This is a genomic window from Collinsella sp. AF25-2LB (assembly GCF_003458415.1).
GTDB lineage: Bacteria > Actinomycetota > Coriobacteriia > Coriobacteriales > Coriobacteriaceae > Collinsella.
This window is the reverse complement of record NZ_QRUF01000001.1, coordinates 167924-190080: the sequence shown is the minus strand read 5'-3', so window position 1 is coordinate 190080 and position 22157 is coordinate 167924. Positions and strand designations below refer to the sequence as shown.

Genomic DNA, 22157 nt, shown 5'->3' with positions numbered 1-22157 from the left:
ACGAAGGGCCGGTTTTGGCGGCCAGCTGTTGCAGATCGAGATTTTCCATAGGACCATTTCTTCCTGTCTTGATCTGTAACACCTAGACCCAATTTCCATCCCTAGTTGTTACAGATCAAGACATTTCGGCAACTCCCTTTCACCATCCTATTCAAATACAGCAATTTTGTTAGTCTTGATTAACTTTTGAGCCTAAAACGGGTATCCTTTCCGGCGTCAAGCAAACGGCACGCAGGAGCGCACCATGATCAACCATCTCAAACATCATTTTGGCTCCCGACGCACCGGCGGTCACGGAGGACTCGACATCGCACGGCATATCGGCCCCGGATTGCTCGTGACCGTCGGCTTTATCGACCCGGGCAACTGGGCCTCCAATATGGCCGCGGGCTCGCAGTTTGGCTACGCGCTGCTGTGGATCGTCACGCTGTCCACGATTATGCTGATCGTCTTGCAGCACAACGCGGCGCACCTGGGCATCGCCACGGGCGCCTGCCTTGCCGAGGCCACGACCCGCTTTCTCCCCCGCTTCGTTGGGCGCACGGTGCTCGCCAGCGCCTACCTCGCGACCATCGCCACCGCCATGGCCGAAGTCCTGGGCGGTGCGATCGCGCTTCAAATGCTCTTTGGCCTGCCCGTACGCGCCGGCTGCGTCATCGTCGCGGCGGCATCGATTGCCATGCTCATGACAAGCTCCTACAAACGCGCCGAGCGATGGATCATCGCCTTCGTGGGCGTGGTAGGACTTTCGTTTTTGGCCGAGCTTGCACTAGTCAACGTCGACTGGCCGCAAGCCGCCACAAGCTGGATCACACCCCGTATGCCCACCGGCTCGGCCGCGATTATCGTAAGTGTCCTAGGCGCGGTCGTTATGCCCCACAACCTCTTCCTGCACTCCGAGGTCATCCAATCCATGCACTTCGAAGGCCAAGGCGAGCAGGTTATCGAAGAGCGTCTGCGCTATGAGCTCTTCGACACGCTCTTTTCGATGGGCGTGGGCTGGGCGATCAACTCGGCCATGGTCATCCTGGCCGCAACGACCTTCTTTGCGCACGGCATTGTCGTAGACGACCTCGCCGTCGCAGCGGCCACGCTCTCCCCCATCTTGGGCCCGGCGAGCTCGACCATCTTTGCGGTAGCGCTGCTGTTCGCGGGACTATCGAGCAGCGTGACAGCGGGCATGGCGGCGGGAACCATCACCGCGGGCATGTTCGACGAGGAATACGACATCCACGACCGGCACTCATCGATTGGAGTGGCGGTCTGTTTCGTCGGCGCAGTGGCGGCGTGCCTGATCGTCCCGAATCCTTTTGAGGGTCTCATCTGGAGTCAGGCATTGTTGTCGCTTCAGTTGCCGATTACGGTCTTTGTGCTCATACGACTCACCAGTTCGCCCCGCGTTATGGGCAAATACGCCAACTCGCGCCCGCTCAACGCGCTGCTCGTAGGGATCGGCGTCATCGTGACGATTCTCGACATCGTGCTGCTAACGGGGATGTAATTGGGATAGCGTGGCTGTCCAGATATAACGTCTCAATCTGTAACACGTAAGGCCGTTTTAAACCGTCAGATAAATCAAAAGGGTCCCAGCCGGAATATCCAGCCGGGACCCTTGGACAGAGCTCTGTATGGCTAATCGCCGTGTGTCTACGAGTTACTCCTCGACGAGCTCAAACTCATCGGGGCCGACGCCGCACACCGGGCACACGTAATCCTCGGGCAGCTCGGGCGTGTCGACCTCAACCTCGTAACCGCAAACGGTGCACACAAACTTATACGTCTTCTTCTCCTCAGCCATGATGTTCTCCTCTCGAACGTGACTGCTGGTGTACTTACTTATTAGTATATATTCTCAATAGTATAATGCAAGTATTTTTAGAACATTTCTAGCCTTGATACGACGAGGCTTTGGGCGGCGTCTTGCCCTTTAGCACCTTGTGATAGTAGTCGTACGTCAGCGGCGTCTCGTCGCTCAGGCGCTCCGCATCCTCGACCTCGCCAATAAACAGCAGATGCGTTCCCACATCCACAGTGTCGATCAAACGGCAGCTAAACAGGGCCGCCGCGTGCTCGGGCACATAGGGCATGCCCAGAGCCGTCTCGCGGGTCTCGTATTTGGCAAACTTGTCATAATCGCTGCTGGTGCGGAACCCAAAGTTACCGATGTAGAGCATGTCGGCGGTCTGACCGATCACGGTCAGCGCGAACGCTTTGGCCGATGCGATGACGCCCGAGGTGACATTGTCCTTGTTCACGGCAACCGAAATACGCGGCGGCATGGACGTCACCTGCACCGCAGTATTGATGACGCAGCCGGCGCGCAGCCCGTCTGCCGCAGCGCTCACCACGTACAGACCGCTCGGCATGGTAAAGAACGCAGTTTTGTCCATAACGATCACTCCCCTAGCTCGGGTTGGAACCTCATGAATGTATGTACCCACAAAAAAGGCGGCACCCATAACGGACGCCGCCTTTGAGACATATGTGTCAGAACAGTAAGAAAGATGAGACGCCCGCAGTTGCGGTGAAATAGGGACTGAATAGCCCCTCAAACAGGAAAACAGTCCGTATTCCACCGCAACTTATACAGAGTGCCTAGCGGTTGCGTTCCTTAAGGGCGCGGTCGATCTCGCGTTGGACATCACGCTTGGCCATGTCCTCGCGCTTGTCGTAGAGCTTCTTGCCGCGACCCAGACCCAGCAGCAGCTTTACGCGGCCGTCGGTATTAAAGTAGAGCTCCAACGGAACCAGCGCATAACCACGGTTGCGAAGTTTGCCGTCAAGAAAGTCGATCTCCTTGCGGTGCAGCAGCAGACGACGCCGACGGTCAGGATCGCGATTCCACACGCCACCATGGCTATAAGGGTGGATATGCAGGCCGACGAGCCAGCACTCCCCGCCGCGGATCAGCGCGAAGGTATCGGTGATCTGGCAGGCGCGCTCGCGAATCGACTTGACCTCGGTGCCACTCAGCTCAATACCGCACTCAAACGTCTCATCGATAAAGTACTCGTGATGTGCCGAGCGATTCTTGGAAATGAGTTTGCGCTCGCGCTTACTGGGCATCGCCGGCCTCCTTGGCGCCATCGGCGTTTGAGCCCGCAGCCTCGCGCTTTGCCTTGCGCTCGGCATTGAGCTCGGCATCGCTCTCGCGCACCAGTTTGATAATCGCCGCGCAGGCCTCCTCGCCCACCAAGTCGCGAGCACGTACCGTCAGGCGCGTCGCCTCCTGCTTGTCGCCGTCGCTTGCAGCATCGGTCGCGCACATAATCAGGCAGATGGCAATCTCGGCCGAAGGCGAGGTCGGCACGCCTTGCAGGGCCAGTTCACCCATCACGTGGTCGTCGCTCTCATCGGCGGCATCCGGATAGGTGGTATGGATCTTGTTGAGCAGGCGCGTCGTATGCGCATCGTTGGGCGCCAGGCGCAGCGCCAGACGCGCGCAGCCCACGGCAGCCGAAACGTTCTCGGTCTCGGGCTCCAAGAAGTACTGACCTAGATTGGCGTAAGCGCGGGCGGCGCACTTGCCATCGCTTGCACGCTCCAGCACCGAGAACGAGAGCGATGCCCATTCCTGCTTGTCCTCGAGAGCGCGGAACAGCTCGGCCAGATCCAGGCGGCAGTTGCAGTTCATGGGGTCCCAGCGCACGGCCTGCATCAAGGCGTTGCGAGCACTCACATAATCCTGCTGGCGAATGTAGGCAAACGCCATGTCAGAGTACAGGCGGTCAAACGGCACCTCGACCTGCACGAGCTCGCGCGGATCCTTCTCCACGCGGCGATAGGCCAAGCGCTCAAACTTGCTATCGAAGCTAAAGTATTGACGCTTCTCCTCCGTCTTGCACTCAGCGTCGATATACTCCTCGGCGAGCTCCACCAGACGCTCCAGCAGCGGCGTCGCCGTAGCCAGGTCGCCCTGCGCCAGATAGTTCTCGGCATACGTGATGTCTTGCAAGCTGATGGGCAGATCCATGGCTACTCCTCGATCTGAGCGAAACACGGCAGGCGCCGTATATACGGTTAATACACAAAACCCGGGTCTCTTACGAGGCCCGGGCGTTCAATTTTGGTAGCCCGTACCAGATTCGAACTGGTGATCTCCGCCTTGAGAGGGCGGCGTCCTAAACCGCTAGACGAACGGGCCATATGTAGCAAATGCAATGGCTGGGATGGAGGGAGTCGAACCCCCATTGACGGAACCAGAATCCGCTGTCCTGCCATTAGACGACATCCCAATGACTGCATCGCTGCGCTCGGCTGTGCCTTTGCGCAAGAAAGAAATATACGGGAAGTCTCGCCGTGACGCAAGCCCCAATTTTGACTTTTTTGAAATTCAGTCAAATTGGCCTAATTTAGTCCAACCCGTGAAGGACCTGTGAAGCACCAGCGACACCTACGGCGTCAAAGCCCGTAAAACATCCCACATCTACCGCTGGTAGATTACAACAATGCAGCACTCACGGCTGATGGCACAATCGAACCGTCATCATTGCACGGATATCGAGGCACCATGGACGAAGAGCTTGATTACCTATGGGAGACCCTGGGCCTCGAGATCACTGCTGACCTTTGGCCCGAACGGGACAAAATCCATCCCACACTGCGCCCCGCCATCACGGTGATGCAGGCAAAATACCGCCGTGCATCCTTTTTGATCATGCGAGTGTCATGGCACGCGGGACTCCCCGACCTTAAGCGAATCCAGGCAAGCCTCGTCGAGCTGTCCGGTATGCCGACCGTCATATCCGAGGCGCACCTGGAGCAGCGCCAGCGCGAGCGACTGCAACAGCAGCGGATTCCCTTTATCTGTCCCGGCGTTCAGGCATATCTGCCCTTTATGGACGAGGAGTACTGGAGCGGCAAGCCCAACAAGCACGTAAAGGTCTACGATCCGCACGAATGGGCACAGCTCGAGGATTGAGCCGAGCGAGCCCGCCGATGGAAAACACATCCCACCCCGATCACTCAAAACGGGTCGCATTTTCCGGAGCCGCTACAGCAACGCCTCGGCCCAAGCCGCTTCCCTAAAGCCAGGAATCGCAAAGTCGTCGCCCACCAGCAGCGGACGCTTGACCAGCATGCCGTCGGTCGCCAGCAGCTCATAGCATTCCCGATCCGTCATGCCCGCATCCAGACGCGCCTTCAGGCCCAGCTCTCGATATTTCATGCCCGACGAATTAAAGAAGCGCCGCACCGGCAGCCCCGAACGAGCAATCCAGGTCGCAAGCTCATCAGCCGTGGGATTGTCCAAAACGATATCGCGGTCGATATACTCTACCCCATGTTCGTCCAGCCATGCCTTGGCCTTCTTACAGGTCGAGCACTTGGGATATTCAACAAACAATACCGCCATGGGATTTCCTTTCTTAGAGAAAACAGGTGTATGGAAAACTGCACATCGACGACCGCTCGCGATTGCAGCCGTTATTGTAGTCAATGTCGAAGCATAGGCAGTCGCGATGTCTCGTCTTAAGGCTAGCGCCTTGCATGGGCGCCGATCGGCCGAGTCGCATGGCGCACCAACGCCGCTGCCAGCAATACCAACAGCATGGCGGTGATATAGCCCGCAGCATCGAATCCTAAATCGATAACGTCGAAATGCCTGCCGGGAACAAAGATCTTATGTACCTGATCGCCAACGGAGCAGGCGGCGCAAAAGAGCAATACGGGCACGCAACGGGAGCACACGCTCCACGGACGCCTGGAAAAGCAAGCCACGATCACCGAGGCGAACAATCCGACGAAGAAAAACTCTACGGTATGGGCAACGCGACGGACGTTTGCGCCCACCCACATGCGAATGGAAGCAAGTCGGCCAGACCGGACATTCGAGGCAGCCGAATCGGTGCCCCCGGTCATTCCGTTCTCCGTCTGGGCTTCACCCGTGGCATCGGCGGCCTGAACGCCCGTAGCCTGACCCTCCACCACACGCGCGGTGGACTCGCTCAGCAACGACGTCTCCACCGCATTTTGCTCCGTCAGCACCCAGATGCCCGCCAGCGTTGCAGCGAACAGAACGATCGCGGTCCATCCGATTATTTGTTTTACGCGCGCCAAGGGCCAACCTCCTTTTTTTGAATATCAGCGAGTGTAGCCCCAAATGACATCGTCACCGTATCAAAATTTGAATCGCAACAGGAAGCGACAAGGCGACGCAAACCCCTACCCCGCCTCGCGCATCCAGCGATCAAACGTCCCCACGCACACGCCCAGGCACTTTGCTGCCTGGCTGCGGGTAATATCGCCTGCCTCATAGCTATCGCGCACTAGCTCAAACTGAGGAGGGCACGGCTTGCGAGGTCGACCGAAACGGACCCCTCGCGCCCGCGCCGCTGCAATTCCCTCCGCCTGGCGCCGATGGATATTCTCGCGTTCCACCTGCGCCACGTAGCTCAGCAGTTGCAGCACAATATCGACAATCAGGGTGTTGGTCACATCCGGCGCGCCGCTGGCCCTGACACGCGTGTCAAGCAATGGCATGTCCAACACCACAATGGCAACCCCGAGCTCCTTGGTAATGCGCCGCCATTCCTCAAGAATCTCGGAGTAATTACGACCAAGTCGGTCGATAGAAAGCACCACCAGCACGTCCCCGTCTCCCAGAACGTGCAGCAGCTCGCGATAACGCGGTCGATCGAAGTCCTTGCCGCTCGCATGGTCGGCATAAATATTCGCTGAGCCCACGCCATAGGCGCCCAGCGCATCCAGCTGCCGATTAAGATTCTGATCGCGCGAACTCACCCGCGCATAACCGTACACCGTCGCCATCTCATCCCCGCTTTCTTGTAAACCTGCCAAAAAGGGACAGGTTTATTTTGGTAGGTTCTACCTCTCAAATAGCAGGTAAGCGGGCGGCCGAGCAGACGGCAAGGTAGCCACGATTCAAATGCAAAGGGCGGTCCCGAAAGGCCGCCCTCCGCTCCCCCACCATGAGCCGGGATTTGGCTAATGGATAAGCTTAAAGTCCAAGTGCCCACGCGTGGTATTGACGCGCGAGACCTCGATAATTACGCGCTGCCCCAGCTCGTAACGGGTGCCCGTGTCGGCACCTGTGAGCGTTAGCGCGTCCTCGTCGAACTCAAACCACTCGTTGCCCAGGCTCTTGATCGAAACCAAGCCTTCGACCTGCGTCAGGTCCAAGCGCACAAAGAGGCCCATACTGCTAACCCACGAGACGGTTCCGGCATAGCGCTCGCCCAGACGGTCCTCATAGTACTGGGCAATCTTGATCTTTTGCGTCGCATGGCTGGCGGCATCTGCCGCGCGCTCGGCATCGCTGCATGCGCGGCAGATCTGCGGCAGAATGCGCGGCAGCGACTCGCGCCCCTTGCCGATCAGCCGCGGCGTACGGACCAAGGCGTCCTTGCCGCCGAGCCGCTCATAGGCCAACTGCAGTTTGAGCACGCGGTGCACCACCAGATCGGGGTAGCGACGGATGGGACTCGTAAAGTGACAGTAGCACGGCGCGGCGAGCGCAAAGTGGCCCTCGTTGCGCGGCTTGTACAGCGCGCGCTGCATGCTGCGCAGAAGCAGCGTGTTAACGAGCGGTGCGTTGGCCGTACCGGCGGCAGCATCGACTGCAGCCTGCAGCTCATCGGGGCTCCCCAGGGCAATACCGGCAGCACGGCGATCGTCGATGATGCCTAGCTGCGCCAGCGCAACGGCGGCACCGTGCAGGCTATCGGGGCTCGGATCCTCATGCACGCGATAGCAGGCCTCGATATCACGGTCTGCCAGCCACTCTGCAACGCACTCGTTGGCGAGCAGCATAGCTTCCTCGATAAGCGACGTGGCACACGAACGCTCACGCGCCACAATCTGCACGGGCACTCCGTCCTCATCCAACAGAGCACGAATCTCGGCCGTGTCAAAATCGACCGAGCCGCGGGCGCGACGGATACGACGGCGGAGTTCGGCGAGTTCGTTAGCGGCGACAAGGAAATCGCCGAGGTCGACGTTGTAGCCGCGGGCGGCCTCCTCGCACGCAAGACCGCGCTCAAGCGCTTCCTCGCGCGAGGTCTCGGCAGCCGCAACATCCTCGGCTGCACCCTCCAGCACCGAATACTCAACCGCGCCGGCACGCACCAGCAGCGCCTCGGCGCCGTCATAGTCCATACGCACACGCGAGCGAATCACGCTGGGGTACGGATCGTAATGCCGCACGCGACCCTGTGCATCGAGCTCAATGTCAACGGTAAACGCAAGACGGTCCTCGTCAGGGCGAAGCGAGCACAGGTCACAGGACAGGCGTTCGGGCAGCATGGGAAGCACGCGATCGGCCAGATACACCGATGTCGTACGATGGCGAGCCTCAAGATCGATATGCCCGTCCCAAGCCACATAGTGTGAAACGTCGGCGATATGCACACCCAGCTTGTAGCCACCCTCGGGCGTTCGCTCCAGCGAAATGGCGTCGTCAAAGTCGCGCGCGTCGACTGGGTCGATCGTGATGACAAAGCGGTCGCGCAGATCGCGGCGGAGCGGGTCCTTAAGCGCCGCGGACACATCGAGCGAAAGCCCCTCGGCCTCGTCCAGCGCGGCCTCGGGATAGCTATCGGTATAGCCGTAACGCGCCATCACATATTGAACGCCCAAATCGGGCGCGTCATCTCCGCCAATGCGGCGTTCGATCGTCACGGTACCCGATTCCAGGCGCGTCGGGTAGGTCAAAATGCGCGCGACAACAGCATCACCCGGGTGGACACCCAGACGATCCGCCGAGGTATCCTCGGGCAGAATGAAGAAGTCGGCCTTCAGACGCGAATCGAGCGGCTCGATCACACCGAGCGGACCGGCGGTCTGGTACGTGCCCACCACGCTTATGGCTGCACGCTCAACCACGCTTTCGATCACGGCGCGCCGCTCACCGTGCGGGCTGTTCTTAATGCTCACGGCAACGGTATCGCCATCCATGATCTCGCGCTTACCGCGGCCCATGACCTTGTAGTCGCCGTTTTCGGTTACAACGTAGGCGCTATGCTCATGGAGCTGCACGCGCCCGGTCAGGCTCGGACGGCGTTCGCTGCGCACCGGCCCGCGCTGATTGCGAGCTCCACGCTTATGCTTGTTATTGCGCCCCATGGCGCCTCCTAACTATCGATTGCGAACTCCAAAGAGTCTACCCAAATGATTCGCTTTCCTGCCGTCCCCTAGGGATCAAAAAACGGGCCGCCCCATAAGAGACGACCCGTTGGAAGGGATGAATTCCAAGCATGCCTACACGCGCAGGTAGCGGCGCATGGCGATGGCAGAACCAAAGAGACCGATAATCACGCCGACCAGAATCAGCGCAGCATAGGTCACCAGGTAGTACTGCATCGGCAGGGCAAACGACATCCAGCCGATGCTCTCCTGCAGACGCGGGATCATCAGATTGCGCAGCAGCTCCAGAACGCCGATGGAAAGCAGCGAGCCCAAAATGGCCTGCAGCACGCCCTCGGTGATAAACGGGCCACGAATGAAGCCGTTGCTGGCGCCGACCAGACGCATAATCGCAATCTCACGACGACGCGCCGTGATGGACAGGCGAATCGTGTTGTTGATGAAGATGAATGCGATAAAGGTCAGAAGACCAACGAGCACCACGGCGGCGATGCGGATGTAGTTGGTCACCTGGAACAGGCGGCTCACTTCCTCCTGGCCGTACAGCACGCTCGCGTTGACGTCGCCGTCATCCGCGATCTTCTGGAAATCGGCATCCTTCTTGAGCTTCTTTGCCGTGCTCTCGACCTTGGACGGATCGTCCATCTCAATAGCGAAGGAAGCCGGCAGCGGGTTCTGGCCATCGAGCGCGCTCATGGTGGCGTCGGCGTTGCCCGACATCTTGCTCGTATACTCGGCCAGCGCGTCGTCCTTGTCCTTATAGGTCACGGACTTGACGTTATTCCACGTCTTAAGCTCGGCCTCAAAAGCCTGAACATCGGCCTGATCGGCGTCATCACTAATGAACGCGTTGATGACAACCTGATCCTCGACGGTGCCGATCACGGAGTTCAGCATCGCAGAGCCCATGATGAACAGGCCGATGATAAACAGCGAAAGGAAGATCGTGATGACGGCGCCGAGCGAGGTAGTCCAGTTACGGAAGAAGTGGCTGATTGCCTCTTTGAAGGAGTAGCCCACGTTAGTTGGTGCCATAGTTGCCGTAACCTCCCCTCTCCTGGTCGCGGATGACGTGGCCGCCCTCGAGGGCGATCACGCGACGGTGCATGCTATCGACCATCTCGCGGTCGTGCGTGGCGACGATCACGGTGGTGCCGGTGCGGTTAATACGCTCAAGCAGCTTCATGATGCCCAGCGAGATCGCCGGGTCGAGGTTGCCCGTGGGCTCGTCGCAGATCAGCAGCGGCGGACGGTTGACCATAGCACGGGCGACGGCAACGCGCTGCTGCTCGCCACCGGAAAGCTGGTCGGGCAGCGAGTCCATCTGATCGGCCAGACCGACCAGACGCAGCACCTCGGGCACCTGGCTGCGAATGACGCCCTTGGGCTTGCCGATGCACTGCAGGGCAAACGCCACGTTTTCGTAGGCGGTCTTTTGCGGCAGAAGCTTAAAGTCCTGGAACACGGCGCCAATCTGGCGGCGCAGGAACGGAACCTTACGGTTCTTGATCTTCATGAGGTCCTGACCGGCAACCAGGATGCGGCCGCTCGTCGGCTTGACGTCGCGGTTGAGCGTCGACAGCAGCGTGGTCTTACCCGAGCCGGAGTGACCGACCAGGAAGACGAACTCGCCCGGATAGATCTCGATGTTGATGTCGTCGAGTGCAGGCTTGTTAGGCTGTGCCGGATAGATCTTGGTGACATGCTCCATAAGGATGACGGGCTCGACACCGGCCTGCTTGGCCATCTTCTTGCGGCTGGCCTGCGGATCGATGGGCGCAAACACCGACGTAAAATCGGGGTTGTTGAGCGCGTTATCGAGGCTTGCGACCTCGGCTGCCTGATCGCTCTCGACCACCGGGGCAGCAGGCTGCGTGGGGTCGGGAATAGCGGCAAAGAGACCGGACTGCGCAGGCTGAGGAGCCGGCGTCGCAGGGGCCAAGGGGTCGGGAATGCCGGCCATGGTAGGCTGCGGCGTGGCGGCACCAGCCTGAGGCTGCTCCACGCGAGCGGTCACGGCCTGAACGGGCTCAAAACCCGCCGTGCCGGAAAGCGCGACATCGCTGGTTGGATTGTAGGCAAAGGGATCGGATGCCGGCTGTGCCTGATCTGCCGGCTGAGCGGGGGCCTGAGCAACAGGCTGGCCCTCTGAATCCGGAGTGGCGAAACGACTGCCCTGGACGCCTGCCTGCGTCTTGGGGGCATCATCGCCCGCACCGGAGGTACGGAAGTGGTTACCCACTGGTGCTCCTTATCGTCGTGCGTTTAAACTACATGAGCGCTTTGTATTTTAGCAGCATTAGCTTTGCTGCACATAAGAAGCATGGCGTGCTTAGGGATCCCGTCGGCCGTGCACAGGGTTACTCTCCAAATCGTCCTCGGACATGTCGGAGCCCCCGCTGCGCACTACGTGCGGCGGGGGCTCCTCCGTCCTGCGGAAAGATTTGGAGAGTAACCCTGTGTCCGGCCTGCGATAACTAAGGGGTCGCTGCGTTTATCTTGAGGTGCTGCATATACAAAGCTGGAAGGGTCTGAATTGCGCTTTGTCGATATATGCCCTTTTTCCTGATGGGACCGTGCTTGAGGGGCGTCTTCATGAGTTGCGGTGAAATAGGGACTGTTTTACCAGTTAAAAGGTCTAATCAGTCCCTATTTCACCGCAACTGAAACAGGGGCGCTCTCCAAGAGAGCGCCCCTGCCGGGTTTCCATAGTTCTGGCGAAGCAGTCCTTGAGATCCGCCTTGCCTTATGCCAAGAACTCCTTGGTGGTCGCCACGATGTTGGCGGCGTCCAGGCCATACTTGTGCAAGAGCTCGGCACCCGGGCCGGACTCGCCAAAGGTGTCGTTGACGCCGATCTTCTTGAGGGGCGTCGGGCACTGCTCGCACAGGACGTCGGCAACGGCGCTGCCCAGGCCACCGATTACAGAATGCTCCTCGACGGTCACGACGTGGCCGGTCTTGGTGGCGCTCTTGACGATCAGGTCGGCATCGATGGGCTTGATGGTGTGCATGTTGATGACCTCGGCGTCGATGCCCTCGGCAGCGAGCTGCTCGGCGGCCTCGAGAGCCTCGCCGACCATCAGGCCGCAGGCGATGATGGTGACGTCGGCGCCCTCGCGCATGACAATGCCCTTACCCAACTCGAAGTTGTAGGTCTCGGGGTCGTTGATAACCGGCGAGGCCAAACGAGCGAAGCGCATGTACACCGGACCGTCGCACTCGTAGGCGGCGCGCGTTACGGCGCGGGCCTCGACGTCGTCGGCAGGAACGATCACAGTCATGCCGGGGATGACGCGCATGAGGGCAATATCCTCGCAGCACTGGTGCGTGGCGCCATCCTCGCCCACCGAGATACCGGCATGCGTGGCACCGATCTTAACGTTGAGGTGCGGGTAGCCGATGGAGTTGCGGACCTGCTCAAAGGCGCGACCGGCAGCGAACATGGCAAAGGTGCTCGCGAAGGCAACGCGGCCGGTGGTCGCGATACCGGCGGCGACGCCCATCAGGTTGCTCTCGGCAATGCCCACATCGAAGAAGCGGTCGGGGCAGGCTGCCTTGAACTTGCCGGTCTGCGTGGCGGCAGCCAGGTCGGCGTCGAGGACCACAAAGTCATCGTGCTCGTTGGCGAGCTCGACGAGGGCCTCGCCGTAGCTTACGCGCGTGGCGATTTTCTTGACATCTGCCATCCTAGAGCTCCTCTCCGGCGGCCGTGAGCTCTGCCATGGCCTGCTCAAACTGTTCATCGTTGGGGGCCTTACCGTGCCAACCCACCTGGTTCTCCATAAAGGAGACGCCCTTGCCCTTTGTGGTCTCGGCGATAATGGCGGTAGGCTGACCCTTGGTGGCGCGGGCCTCGGCAAAGGCGGCGCGGATCTGGTCAAAGTCGTTGCCGTCGGCGAGCTCCACCACATGGAACTTGAAGGCGCGGAACTTGTCTGCCAGCGGCATGGGGTCGTTGACCTCCTCGACGGGGCCGTCGATCTGCAGGCCGTTGTGGTCGACGATCACGCAGAGGTTGTCGAGCTGCTGGTTGCCGGCAAACATGGCGGCCTCCCAGACCTGGCCCTCCTCGCTCTCGCCATCGCCCAGCAGGGCGTACGTGCGGTAAGTATCGCCCCAGTGCTTGGCGGCAACGGCCATGCCCACAGCGGTGGAGATGCCCTGGCCGAGCGAGCCGGTGGACATGTCGACGCCCGGGGTGTCGTTCATGTTGGGGTGACCCTGCAGGTGGCTGCCGATATGGCGCAGCGTCTCGAGGTCCTCCTTGGGGAAGAACCCACGCTCGGCGAGCACGGCGTACAGGCCCGGAGCGCAATGGCCCTTGGAGAGCACAAAGCGGTCGCGATCGGCCTTGCGGGGATTAGCTGGGTCGACGTTCATTTCCTCAAAGTACAGATAGGTCATGATGTCGGCGGCGCCGAGCGAACCGCCCGGATGGCCGGACTTGGCAGCGTGCACGCCGGTGACGATGCCCTTCCTTACCTCGTTGGCAACCTTTTTGAGCTCTTCGTCGCTCATTGTGCCTTCCTTTCATCCTCTTAAGACAAGATGCGCACGGCACCGAAGGTAATCCCAACACAGCCGCAATGCACGTACGTCATTCATTATGCTGGAAACTGGAAGCTTTACCAGAGTATTTATCATTATTTGAACAATTGAGCAGGCAGAACCGCTGATGAAACGGTTTATCAATGTGAACGTCTTTTGGATGGAACGCAGTCGACCCTACGCGCTAATGTCCTTGAATCCCTCGCCGAAGGCTTCCGTAACGTCAGCGACCGTCACAATGGCGTGAGGATCGCGCTCGCGCACGATCGTCTTGAGGGTATTGAGCTCTCGACGGCTCACGATGACCATAATCACCGGCTTCTCGGCACCCGAATACATGCCAGTCGCCTTAAACTTGGTACAACCACGACCCAGGCCATACATGATATCGGCAGCGATATCAGGGAACTTGTCCGAGATGATGAGTACCATACGGCGTTTGTTGCCACCATCGACCACGGCATCGATCACGTAGCCGCTAATGACCATCGAAAGGCCTGCATATAGTGCGTTTTCGATTGAAAAGACCGGAGCCGACAGCGCGCATACGGCAACATCGATCGCCATGACGGTCGAGCCCACCGGCAGCGAGGTGTTACGCGAGATGATTTGGCCAATCGTGTCCGAGCCGCCGGTGTTGGCGCCGGCGCGCAACACCATGCCGTAACCGATGCCCGTAATAATGCCGCCCCACATGGCAGGGAGCATCAGGTCCGCATCCGCCAGAGGTGCTACAAACGGGGCGAACAGATCGGTAAAGAAGCCCAGCAGCACAAAGCCCGTCGCGGTCTGCACCACGTAGAACATGCCACCCTCGCGCATAACGACCAACAACAGCAAGGCGTTCATCACGATGGTCTGGATACCGACGGGAAGCGACACGCCTCGCGCCGCGCCGACAGCCTGGATAATAGTCGCAAGGCCCGTAACGCCACCGGCGGCAAGACCGTTGGGAATCAAAAACAAGTCGGTCGCGATGGCGGCCAAGGCACACCCCAACATGATCTGGGGCAGGTCGTGAAAGAAGTTCATCGAAAGAATGCGCTTGATGTCCAGACGATATGCCATGCTGCCTCCCTCAAAAAAGCGCACCCAAACGGATGCGCTTTGAACTTCTTGCTGTATTCGATTCTACCGATTCGCCGAACAAAAACCACCCCTGCGCAGGGTTTGTTCTGGATACAAACCCGTCCAACCGTTAGGCTTGGCATCGGCTTGAAGCCGCCCGATGTTTTAGACCTCCGAGCCTTCTGCATCAGCGTTGCCGGTAGCCCAACGGTGATAGCCAATCACAAACGGATCCAGATCGCCGTCGTCAAGAACGGCCTCGACGTTGCTGGTCTCCACGCCCGTGCGCAGGTCCTTAACCATCTGGTACGGGTAGAGCACATAGCTGCGGATCTGGTTGCCAAAGCCGATAGTGGTCTTGGGCCCGCGAATCTCATCCAGGGCCTCAGCGCGCTTTTCGAGCTCAATCTCGTACAGACGAGCCTTGAGGATCTGCATGCAAGCGGCCTTGTTTTGAATCTGGCTGCGCTCGTTTTGACACGTGACCACGATACCGCTGGGGAAATGCGTCACGCGCACGGCGGAGTCGGTGGTGTTGACGCCCTGACCGCCCGGGCCGCTTGCATGGTACACGTCGACGCGAATGTCATCGGGACTAATCTCGATATCGATATCGTCGGGTAGTACCGGAATGACCTCGACGCCGGCAAACGTAGTCTGGCGGCGCTTCTTGTCGTCGGTGGGGCTAATGCGCACCAGGCGGTGAACACCGGCCTCGGCACGAAGCATGCCAAAGGCATCCTTGCCTTCGACGGTAAAGGTCGCACGATCGATGCCGATGACCTCGGCCGCGGGGCAATCGTTGATGGTGACCTTCCAACCGCGGCGCTGGCAGTACTTCATGTACATCTTAAAGAGCATGAAGGTCCAGTCCTGGGCCTCCAAGCCACCCTGTCCGGGTTTGATGGTCACAATCGCGTCGCCATGGTCGAACTCCCCGGTAAACCAGCTCGCAAGCTCAAGCTCGTCGATAGCGCGGGATAGGCGCTCCGCCGTAGCGGCAGCCTCCTCACGCAGCGCAGCGGCATCGGGGTCATCGCCCATTTCCTCGGCAAGCTCCAACGCGGCGCGAGCATCGGAAAGCTCACCACGCGCGGTATCCACGGCGGCGATGTCCTCCTTGGCGCGCGCAATCTCCTCCATCGTGGCGCGAGCGGCATCGGCATCGTCCCAAAAGCCCGGGGCGACGCTTTTGGCCTCGAGCTCCGTTACGCGGGTGCGCTTCTCGTCCAAATGGAGGTACGACTCGACCTCGCCGAGTCGGTCCGCAAATGCGTCCAACTCGGCAGGCGTTACCTCTAGAGTCTCGGCCATTAACGATTCCTGCCGTGGCAGTACTTGAACTTCTTACCGCTACCGCAAGGGCACAGGTCGTTGCGGCCCACGTTGACATAAGGGTCATCGCTCTCGGACTTGCGGTAGGTCGTCACCTTGCCACCGTTGTTAACGGCAGCCGGACCACCCTGGACGGCGGTGCGGGCCTGCACCTGAGCCTGCTTGCGCAGTACCGAATCGCTGTTGTCGCCATCGACCTCGGCGGGACCAGAGAAGTGCGCACCCTTAAGGGCGGGGTCCTCCTTGTGCTCCACAGCCTGCGGGGCAGCTTTGAGCTCAATGCGCAGAACAGTGCGCAGGTAATCCTCGTACATGGTATCGACGAGCATCTGGAACGCGCCGTAGGCCTCGGTCTTATACTCAACCAGCGGGTCGCGCTGGCCAAAGCCGCGCAGGCCGATACCGGTCTTGAGGTAGTCCATTTCCTGCAGGTAGTTCATCCAACGCGTATCGATGACGCGCAGCATAACCTGGGTATTGAGCTCGCGCATCAGGTCCTCGCCCAGGCGCTCGGCCTTCATGTTGTAGCACTTCTCAACATAGGCCAGGACATCGGCGGCCAGGGCCTCAAAGTCCTCGTCGGGGAACTGAGGGGTATCGATATGCCCGGTCAGCTCGACGACCCACTTACGCAGGCCCTCAAGATCGCGCTCGCCCTCGTGGCTGTCCTTGGTGCAGAACTCCTGAACACAGCGGTACACAGTGTCGTGCATGACCTCGGTGATGTGGTCGGTCAGGTCCTTGCCGTCCAGAATCTTGTTGCGCTCGGCGTAAATGACCTGGCGCTGCTTGTTCATGACGTCGTCGTACTCAAGGACGCTCTTACGCATGGAGAAGTTGATGCTCTCGACCTTGTGCTGGGCGCTCTCGACGGCCTTGGAGATGATCTTGTGCTGGATGGGCATGTCGTCGCCCATATCGGCCGTGACCATCATCTTGGAGACACGGTCCATCTTGTCGCCGCCAAACAGGCGCATCAGATCGTCCTCGAGCGACAGGTAGAACTGGGTCTCGCCCGGATCGCCCTGACGGCCGGAACGGCCACGCAACTGGTTGTCGATACGACGGGACTCATGGCGCTCGGTGCCGATAACGGTCAAGCCGCCGGCGGCAAGCACGCGCTCGCGCTCGGCCTTGCAGGTCTCCTTGGCCTCGGCGTTAAACTGCTCGAGCTGCTCGGGCGTCACGTCCTCCATGGTCAGGCCCTCGTACTCCAGGCGCTCGCGCACCAGCTCGTCGGGGTTGCCGCCCAGCAAGATGTCGGTACCACGACCGGCCATGTTGGTGGCGATGGTCACGGCGCCGTAGCGGCCGGCCTGGGCAACGATATGGGCCTCGCGCTCGTGGTGCTTGGCGTTAAGGACCTCATGCGCGATACCGCGCTTAGTGAGGGCGGCGGACAGCTTCTCGGAGCTCTCGATAGAGACGGTGCCCACCAGGACCGGCTGGCCCTTGGCGTGACGCTGCTCAACATCGTCGGCGACGGCGTTGTACTTGGCCTGGATGGTGCGGTACACCAGGTCTTCGTGGTCAACACGCTGCACGGGCCTGTTGGGGGGAATGACCTCGACGGGCAGCTTGTAGATCTCGCGGAACTCGGCGTCCTCGGTGAGCGCCGTACCGGTCATGCCGGAGAGCTTGTCATACAGACGGAAGTAGTTCTGCAGGGTGATGGTTGCCAGCGTCTGGTTCTCCTCGCGCACGAGCACGCCCTCTTTGGCTTCGATGGCCTGGTGCAGGCCCTCGGAATAGCGACGGCCTTCCATGATGCGGCCGGTGAACTCGTCGACGATCTTGACTTCGCCGTTGGTGACCACGTACTGCTTATCGCGGTGGAACATGTACTGGGCCTTCAGCGCCTGCTGCAGGTGGTTGACCAGCTGGCCGGAGAGATCGGCATAGATGTCATCGATACCCAGGCGGCGCTCAATCTTCTTAAGGCCGCGTTCGGTGGCGGCGATGGTGTGCTTGGCCTCGTCCATGACATAGTCGCCCGTGGGCTCCACGTCCTCGGTGGCGGTGAGCATGTCGTGCGAGACGTCCTCGCCGCGCTCGAGGCCGCGCACGGCGCGCGCGAAGTCCTTGTAGGTGCTGGCGGACTTGGTGCCGGCGCCCGAGATGATGAGCGGCGTTCTGGCCTCGTCGATCAGGATGGAGTCAACCTCGTCGACGATGGCGTAGTTGTGACCGCGCTGCACACGCTGCTCGGGGCGGGTGACCATGTTATCGCGCAGGTAATCGAAACCGAACTCGGAGTTGGTGCCGTACGTGACATCGGCCTGGTAGGCCGGGCGCTTAAGCTCGAGCGGCATGTTGTTCTGCAGCAGACCGACGGTCATACCCAAGTACTTATAGATACGACCCATCCACTCGGAGTCACGCTTGGCCAGGTAGTCGTTGACGGTGACGACGTGCACGCCCTTACCGGCGATAGCGTTGAGATAGCCGGCCAGCGTGGAGACGAGGGTCTTGCCTTCGCCGGTCTTCATCTCGGCAATGTGGCCCTCGTGCAGCGCCATGGCGCCGATGAGCTGTACATCAAAGTGACGCATGCCCATAGTGCGCTTGGAAGCTTCGCGCACGGTGGCAAAGGCCTCGGGGAGCATGTCGTCGAGCGACTCACCGTTGGCGTAGCGCTCACGGAACTTATCGGTCTGGGCGCGGAGCTCCTCCTCGGTCATCTTCTCAAACTGGGGCTCAAGACCGTTGATCTTGTCGACGATCTTGTAGTAGCGCTTCAGGTCCTTATCGGATCCAAAGGACAGCAGCTTTGACATGAATCCCATGTGGTTTTCCTTTTTGGCCATCGCCCGCGGCATGAAACCTTGGACGAGTTAAACACAGATAAATGTACTTTAGCCAAACAAGGCGCCGCCTATGCGGTCGACACACTCGACCACGTAATAACTACGACAGCCTGCCAAAAAGGGACCGGTTTATTTTGTCAGCTTTTATCTGGGAAAACGCTGTCTCTTTGCCATTTGGCGCAAACCAATCTGCCCCTTCGCACCAACCCGGTGCAATGGGGACGGGTTAGCTTGCACCAATAAAAAGAAAAGGGCCACGCACCCAAACGGATGCGCGGCCCTTATGCCATGAATGCGAGCAATTCCGCGGCGAGCTATTTACTCAGCAGCCTCGGTGGTCTCGGCCTCAGCAGCGGCCTCCTCGACGGGAGCCTCTGCGGGAGCCTCGGCGGCCTGCTTAGCAGCCTCCTCGGCGAACTTAGCGGCACGCTTAGCCTTCTCGGCAGCCTTAGCCTCAGCGGCGGCCTTGCGAGCAGCCTCGGCCTCAGCAGCCTTGGCGGCCTTGGCGGCCTTGGCCTCCTCGGCCTTCTTGAGCTGAGCGGCAGCGGCGCCACCGAACTTGTCGGCGAAGCGCTGGACGCGTCCACCGGTGTCGACGAACTTCTGCTGGCCGGTGTAGAACGGGTGGCACTCGTTGCAAAGCTCGACCTTCATCTCGGACACGGTAGCGTGCGTCTTGAAGGTGTTGCCGCAGGAGCACGTCACCGTGCACTCGACATACTGGGGATGGATACCCTGCTTCATGGTAGGACTCCTTATTGGTCAGGCGCTGGTTACCGATCAGCGCATAAGGCGTCTTGGTTTCCGACCAAGACAACAAACTCGGCTATGGTACCACGGCGCCGCGTGTCACACAAAAGGTTCACGGTCTTTTCGGAACGACACGAATCTGACCCATCGAAACACATCTCCACCGTTCCTTCAACTGGGAAAATGCCGTCCCCGGGGCCTGAGAAGGGCCCCGGGGACGTTCGACTGACTGCGGGAACGGCCTTTCCGCTCAATGTGTTCGGCTGAGATCGGAAATCAACCAAACTGAACTAGGTTCAGTTGACATGGTTAAAAACGAGGGGCGACGCTTTTGCGTCACCCCTCGTCCCGGCCGGTTGCTTTAGTTGTACACACGGTAGTTACACTTGAACTGGGTTATGTGTCCATAGTTGGAGCGGTACCAACCCGACGTATAGCTGATTGCCTCTGCGCCTAGATAGTCGTAGCCCTTGTTGTAGCGAAGCTGACGGTAGGTCGTGTCGTACTCTGCTACGTAAAACGTGTCTCCAGAGAAGGCTTTGTACCGGTCCTTAACCGTCGAAGCCATGTACGCGGGTTCGACATCGCCTTTCTCCCCGTTGAGCGCATAGACAGGTGCCGCGATTCCGCATAAAGCCGTTGCCACGAGGATGGCGTAGACAGCCATGCGCGACGCATTGGACTTCAACTGTTCAAATAGTTTCATGTCATTCACCTCGCTCGTATGTATCGAGGTATTCCTGCTTGAGCGTCTGCGAGGACGACTCGATCTTTTCCACGAGCGTGCCGGCCTCGATGAAGTAGAACGAGTTGGTGAGGTCTGCCAGGTCGTCGAGTAGATGGCTTGAAATGAGCACGCTGCGTCCCCGCGCCACCTCGCTGCGCATCGCGTCGCAGGAGGTTTTCCGTTTTCCCGGATCGAGGCCGTTCAGCGGTTCATCGAGGATGAGGTACGGGCAATCGGTCGCTATCGCCATGGCAAGCTTTACCTGCTGCTTCATTCCTGTCGAGAGTTTACGGGTCGGCTTGTCGAGATATGGGGAGATTCCGAGGGAGTCGCAGAGCGAGTCGATGTCGGCGGCCGATTTCCACGCCTCCCTAACGAAAGCAAGGTGCTCGATGGCCGATAGCGTGGGATAGAGATCCGCGCTGCCCGAAGAGCTCAGGTAGACGAGTTCTGCAAATTCGGCTGATCGACGCTGGCAGATTCCGTCTGCCAACAGGCTTCCCGAGCGGATGCGGGTGGGAAATTGGCCCGACAGCGCTTCAAGAAGGGTGGTTTTCCCCGAGCCGTTGGGAGCAACGAGGCCCACCGCCGTTCCCGGGCTCAGGAAAAGCGATCCGATTGAAAGTATCGTCGTGCTCCCGTATCCCACGCTCGCGTCCAGAAGCTCGAGCCCATGGTGCTTTTTAGCGGGTCCAGCCTGTTTGGGCGAACGTGTCGCAACGGCGCCGACCGCAAAAAGGACCGCGACGTATGCCAGGGCCACGGCAAGCATCGATGCGCTGCCTGAACCGGAGCCAATGAATTCTGTCGGGAAGCATCCTACGTAACCCGTTGCCTCGATAGGCGAGAACACGGCCAGCGGCAGGAGATTGAGCGCGGCGCTATGCCCCAGTGCCGAATCGGACAGTAACGGGAATACCGGAGCCGCGACAAGCAGCGCGGAGGTAAGGGGGCCCGCGAGGACGCGCCTCGTTGCGGTCGATAGGACGGCGGAGCAAACGGATATCAAGGTTCCGCCCGCAAGCAGCGCGAGAAGCAGGGTCGTGAAGACGTTTCCCGCGGTCGTGGTGGTAAGCGCGCCGTCATGGAAGAAGGCGATCGGGTACCCAATTTGCCCGAAGCCGTTTAGGACCGAGGCGTAAATGCCCCCGGGTGCGAGGCCGGCGAGGAGCATCGCGGTCCCCGCGACGATTATCGAAAACACGATCTGGATAAGGCGCCGGAATTTGGGCACGGGCGCCTTCGCCGCCAGGGTCCCGGGCCTTGTGGCGCCGAGCACGAGTATCGACGAGAGAAGGAAGGGGATGAAGGGGAGGAAAGACGGCGCCGTGGCAATGGCGTAAGGCAGGAAGGAAAGGAATGGCAGGTCGTTTGCGGAGGCCGGGATATCCGTGATGCCGGAGCTGCTCAGGGCGCGGCAATACGCGAGGTCTGCGTCATTGGTCTCTCGGTCTCCCACGATGGACCCGGATTGGAAGCCTTCGCCCATGAGCGCGTAGTAGCTCTCGGCAGAATCGAGAAAGGCGGCGTCGGTTTGAGCGGCAAGGGCGGCGTTCGCGTATCTTGCAAGCTCCGCGTCATTTTGCTGCTCTGGAGATAGGTCTGTGCCGCCGGCCTGGGGCGCGCGCGTATTGAATGCGTCGACAAAGCTCTGCATGCCCTGTTTCATAAAGAAGGGCCCGTAGATGGGTGAATTGAACGCAATGGGGATGGAGAAGGCTGCGGCGAGAACGAGCGTAGAGATCCATACGGCCTTGTCTCTTAGGATTAGTTTGAGAAGAAGTCGACAGTACATTTGGAAGCACCCACATTTCCCAA

20 protein-coding genes and 2 tRNA genes are annotated in these 22157 nt (G+C 59.9%); 2 read left to right on the top strand and 20 right to left on the bottom strand.

Features of this window, described 5'->3' with window-relative positions; translation table 11 throughout:
• Positions 1-244 precede the first annotated feature (244 nt).
• Positions 245-1501: an Nramp family divalent metal transporter gene (locus DWY51_RS00915; protein WP_117769471.1), complete on the top strand. Its 1257-nt coding sequence runs from the start codon at positions 245-247 to the stop codon at positions 1499-1501.
• A gap of 153 nt (positions 1502-1654) precedes the next feature.
• On the opposite strand, the gene DWY51_RS00910 is transcribed toward DWY51_RS00915, so the two are convergent.
• The 6 genes from DWY51_RS00910 to DWY51_RS00885 form a co-directional block, all read right to left on the bottom strand.
• Positions 1655-1798: a rubredoxin-like domain-containing protein gene (locus DWY51_RS00910; protein WP_006235327.1), complete on the bottom strand. Its 144-nt coding sequence runs from the start codon at positions 1796-1798 to the stop codon at positions 1655-1657.
• Between the two features lie 88 nt (positions 1799-1886).
• Positions 1887-2390 carry a flavin reductase family protein gene (locus DWY51_RS00905; RefSeq protein WP_117769469.1) on the bottom strand — a complete coding sequence of 168 codons (504 nt, stop codon included), beginning with the start codon at positions 2388-2390 and terminating at the stop codon, positions 1887-1889.
• Between the two features lie 205 nt (positions 2391-2595).
• Complete coding sequence (gene smpB / locus DWY51_RS00900; RefSeq protein ID WP_006235325.1) at positions 2596-3066, bottom strand: SsrA-binding protein SmpB; 471 nt, start codon at positions 3064-3066, stop codon at positions 2596-2598.
• Positions 3056-3973: a hypothetical protein gene (locus DWY51_RS00895; RefSeq protein ID WP_117769467.1), complete on the bottom strand. Its 918-nt coding sequence runs from the start codon at positions 3971-3973 to the stop codon at positions 3056-3058. Before DWY51_RS00895 ends, smpB begins: the two co-directional genes overlap by 11 nt.
• Before the next feature lie 94 nt (positions 3974-4067).
• Positions 4068-4144, bottom strand: a tRNA-Glu gene (locus DWY51_RS00890).
• A 17-nt stretch (positions 4145-4161) separates the two neighbouring features.
• Positions 4162-4235 (bottom strand) — tRNA-Gln (locus tag DWY51_RS00885).
• A gap of 275 nt (positions 4236-4510) precedes the next feature.
• Between DWY51_RS00885 and DWY51_RS00880 the strand changes: the two genes are divergently transcribed.
• Complete coding sequence (locus tag DWY51_RS00880; protein WP_117769465.1) at positions 4511-4921, top strand: hypothetical protein; 411 nt, start codon at positions 4511-4513, stop codon at positions 4919-4921.
• Between the two features lie 72 nt (positions 4922-4993).
• On the opposite strand, the gene DWY51_RS00875 is transcribed toward DWY51_RS00880, so the two are convergent.
• The 14 genes from DWY51_RS00875 to DWY51_RS00810 all read right to left on the bottom strand — a co-directional run bounded on the left by DWY51_RS00875 (position 4994) and on the right by DWY51_RS00810 (position 22008).
• On the bottom strand, positions 4994-5353 hold the full coding sequence (locus DWY51_RS00875) for an arsenate reductase family protein (protein ID WP_055251871.1): 360 nt from the start codon (positions 5351-5353) through the stop codon (positions 4994-4996).
• A 122-nt stretch (positions 5354-5475) separates the two neighbouring features.
• Positions 5476-6057 carry a VanZ family protein gene (locus tag DWY51_RS00870; protein WP_055251869.1) on the bottom strand — a complete coding sequence of 194 codons (582 nt, stop codon included), beginning with the start codon at positions 6055-6057 and terminating at the stop codon, positions 5476-5478.
• Positions 6058-6162: 105 nt separating this feature from the next.
• The gene (locus DWY51_RS00865; protein WP_055251867.1) at positions 6163-6768 is read right to left on the bottom strand and encodes a recombinase family protein; all 606 of its coding nucleotides are present in this window, start codon (positions 6766-6768) and stop codon (positions 6163-6165) included.
• Between the two features lie 177 nt (positions 6769-6945).
• Positions 6946-9081: a ribonuclease R family protein gene (locus DWY51_RS00860; RefSeq protein ID WP_117769464.1), complete on the bottom strand. Its 2136-nt coding sequence runs from the start codon at positions 9079-9081 to the stop codon at positions 6946-6948.
• A 135-nt stretch (positions 9082-9216) separates the two neighbouring features.
• Positions 9217-10137: a permease-like cell division protein FtsX gene (ftsX, locus tag DWY51_RS00855; protein ID WP_117769462.1), complete on the bottom strand. Its 921-nt coding sequence runs from the start codon at positions 10135-10137 to the stop codon at positions 9217-9219.
• Positions 10124-11344, bottom strand: coding sequence for a cell division ATP-binding protein FtsE (gene ftsE, locus DWY51_RS00850; RefSeq protein ID WP_022094244.1), 1221 nt, complete (start codon positions 11342-11344; stop codon positions 10124-10126). Before ftsE ends, ftsX begins: the two co-directional genes overlap by 14 nt.
• 504 nt (positions 11345-11848) lie before the next feature.
• Entirely contained in the window at positions 11849-12790 is a 942-nt protein-coding gene (locus DWY51_RS00845) for a transketolase family protein (protein ID WP_117769460.1), read from the bottom strand.
• Position 12791: 1 nt separating this feature from the next.
• The gene (locus DWY51_RS00840; protein ID WP_117769458.1) at positions 12792-13622 is read right to left on the bottom strand and encodes a transketolase; all 831 of its coding nucleotides are present in this window, start codon (positions 13620-13622) and stop codon (positions 12792-12794) included.
• A 207-nt stretch (positions 13623-13829) separates the two neighbouring features.
• Entirely contained in the window at positions 13830-14720 is an 891-nt protein-coding gene (locus DWY51_RS00835; RefSeq protein WP_006235307.1) for a YitT family protein, read from the bottom strand.
• 165 nt (positions 14721-14885) lie between these two features.
• Entirely contained in the window at positions 14886-16034 is a 1149-nt protein-coding gene (prfB, locus tag DWY51_RS00830; RefSeq protein WP_117769456.1) for a peptide chain release factor 2, read from the bottom strand.
• Positions 16034-18841 (bottom strand): preprotein translocase subunit SecA, encoded by a 2808-nt coding sequence (secA, locus tag DWY51_RS00825; protein WP_117769454.1) that lies wholly within the window; start codon positions 18839-18841, stop codon positions 16034-16036. The genes prfB and secA overlap by 1 nt, the downstream gene beginning before the upstream one ends.
• Before the next feature lie 339 nt (positions 18842-19180).
• Positions 19181-19606 (bottom strand): 50S ribosomal protein L31, encoded by a 426-nt coding sequence (rpmE, locus tag DWY51_RS00820; RefSeq protein ID WP_006235303.1) that lies wholly within the window; start codon positions 19604-19606, stop codon positions 19181-19183.
• A gap of 367 nt (positions 19607-19973) precedes the next feature.
• Positions 19974-20318 (bottom strand): hypothetical protein, encoded by a 345-nt coding sequence (locus DWY51_RS00815; RefSeq protein WP_006235302.1) that lies wholly within the window; start codon positions 20316-20318, stop codon positions 19974-19976.
• 1 nt (position 20319) lies between these two features.
• Positions 20320-22008, bottom strand: coding sequence for an ATP-binding cassette domain-containing protein (locus DWY51_RS00810; protein ID WP_158556876.1), 1689 nt, complete (start codon positions 22006-22008; stop codon positions 20320-20322).
• Between the last annotated feature and the right edge of the window lie 149 nt (positions 22009-22157).

Excerpts from the sequence above, each read along its gene's own strand:
- DWY51_RS00875 (WP_055251871.1), bottom strand. The coding sequence starts at position 5,353 with ATGGCGGTATTGTTTGTTGAATATCCCAAGTGCTCGACCTGTAAGAAG.
- smpB (WP_006235325.1), bottom strand. The coding sequence starts at position 3,066 with ATGCCCAGTAAGCGCGAGCGCAAACTCATTTCCAAGAATCGCTCGGCA.
- DWY51_RS00865 (WP_055251867.1), bottom strand. The coding sequence starts at position 6,768 with ATGGCGACGGTGTACGGTTATGCGCGGGTGAGTTCGCGCGATCAGAAT.
- ftsX (WP_117769462.1), bottom strand. The coding sequence starts at position 10,137 with ATGGCACCAACTAACGTGGGCTACTCCTTCAAAGAGGCAATCAGCCAC.
- DWY51_RS00915 (WP_117769471.1), top strand. The coding sequence starts at position 245 with ATGATCAACCATCTCAAACATCATTTTGGCTCCCGACGCACCGGCGGT.
- DWY51_RS00840 (WP_117769458.1), bottom strand. The coding sequence starts at position 13,622 with ATGAGCGACGAAGAGCTCAAAAAGGTTGCCAACGAGGTAAGGAAGGGC.
- DWY51_RS00810 (WP_158556876.1), bottom strand. The coding sequence starts at position 22,008 with ATGAAACAGGGCATGCAGAGCTTTGTCGACGCATTCAATACGCGCGCG.
- DWY51_RS00895 (WP_117769467.1), bottom strand. The coding sequence starts at position 3,973 with ATGGATCTGCCCATCAGCTTGCAAGACATCACGTATGCCGAGAACTAT.
- DWY51_RS00910 (WP_006235327.1), bottom strand. The coding sequence starts at position 1,798 with ATGGCTGAGGAGAAGAAGACGTATAAGTTTGTGTGCACCGTTTGCGGT.
- DWY51_RS00905 (WP_117769469.1), bottom strand. The coding sequence starts at position 2,390 with ATGGACAAAACTGCGTTCTTTACCATGCCGAGCGGTCTGTACGTGGTG.
- rpmE (WP_006235303.1), bottom strand. The coding sequence starts at position 19,606 with ATGAAGCAGGGTATCCATCCCCAGTATGTCGAGTGCACGGTGACGTGC.
- DWY51_RS00880 (WP_117769465.1), top strand. The coding sequence starts at position 4,511 with ATGGACGAAGAGCTTGATTACCTATGGGAGACCCTGGGCCTCGAGATC.
- DWY51_RS00815 (WP_006235302.1), bottom strand. The coding sequence starts at position 20,318 with ATGAAACTATTTGAACAGTTGAAGTCCAATGCGTCGCGCATGGCTGTC.
- DWY51_RS00835 (WP_006235307.1), bottom strand. The coding sequence starts at position 14,720 with ATGGCATATCGTCTGGACATCAAGCGCATTCTTTCGATGAACTTCTTT.
- DWY51_RS00860 (WP_117769464.1), bottom strand. The coding sequence starts at position 9,081 with ATGGGGCGCAATAACAAGCATAAGCGTGGAGCTCGCAATCAGCGCGGG.
- DWY51_RS00845 (WP_117769460.1), bottom strand. The coding sequence starts at position 12,790 with ATGGCAGATGTCAAGAAAATCGCCACGCGCGTAAGCTACGGCGAGGCC.
- prfB (WP_117769456.1), bottom strand. The coding sequence starts at position 16,034 with ATGGCCGAGACTCTAGAGGTAACGCCTGCCGAGTTGGACGCATTTGCG.
- secA (WP_117769454.1), bottom strand. The coding sequence starts at position 18,841 with ATGGGATTCATGTCAAAGCTGCTGTCCTTTGGATCCGATAAGGACCTG.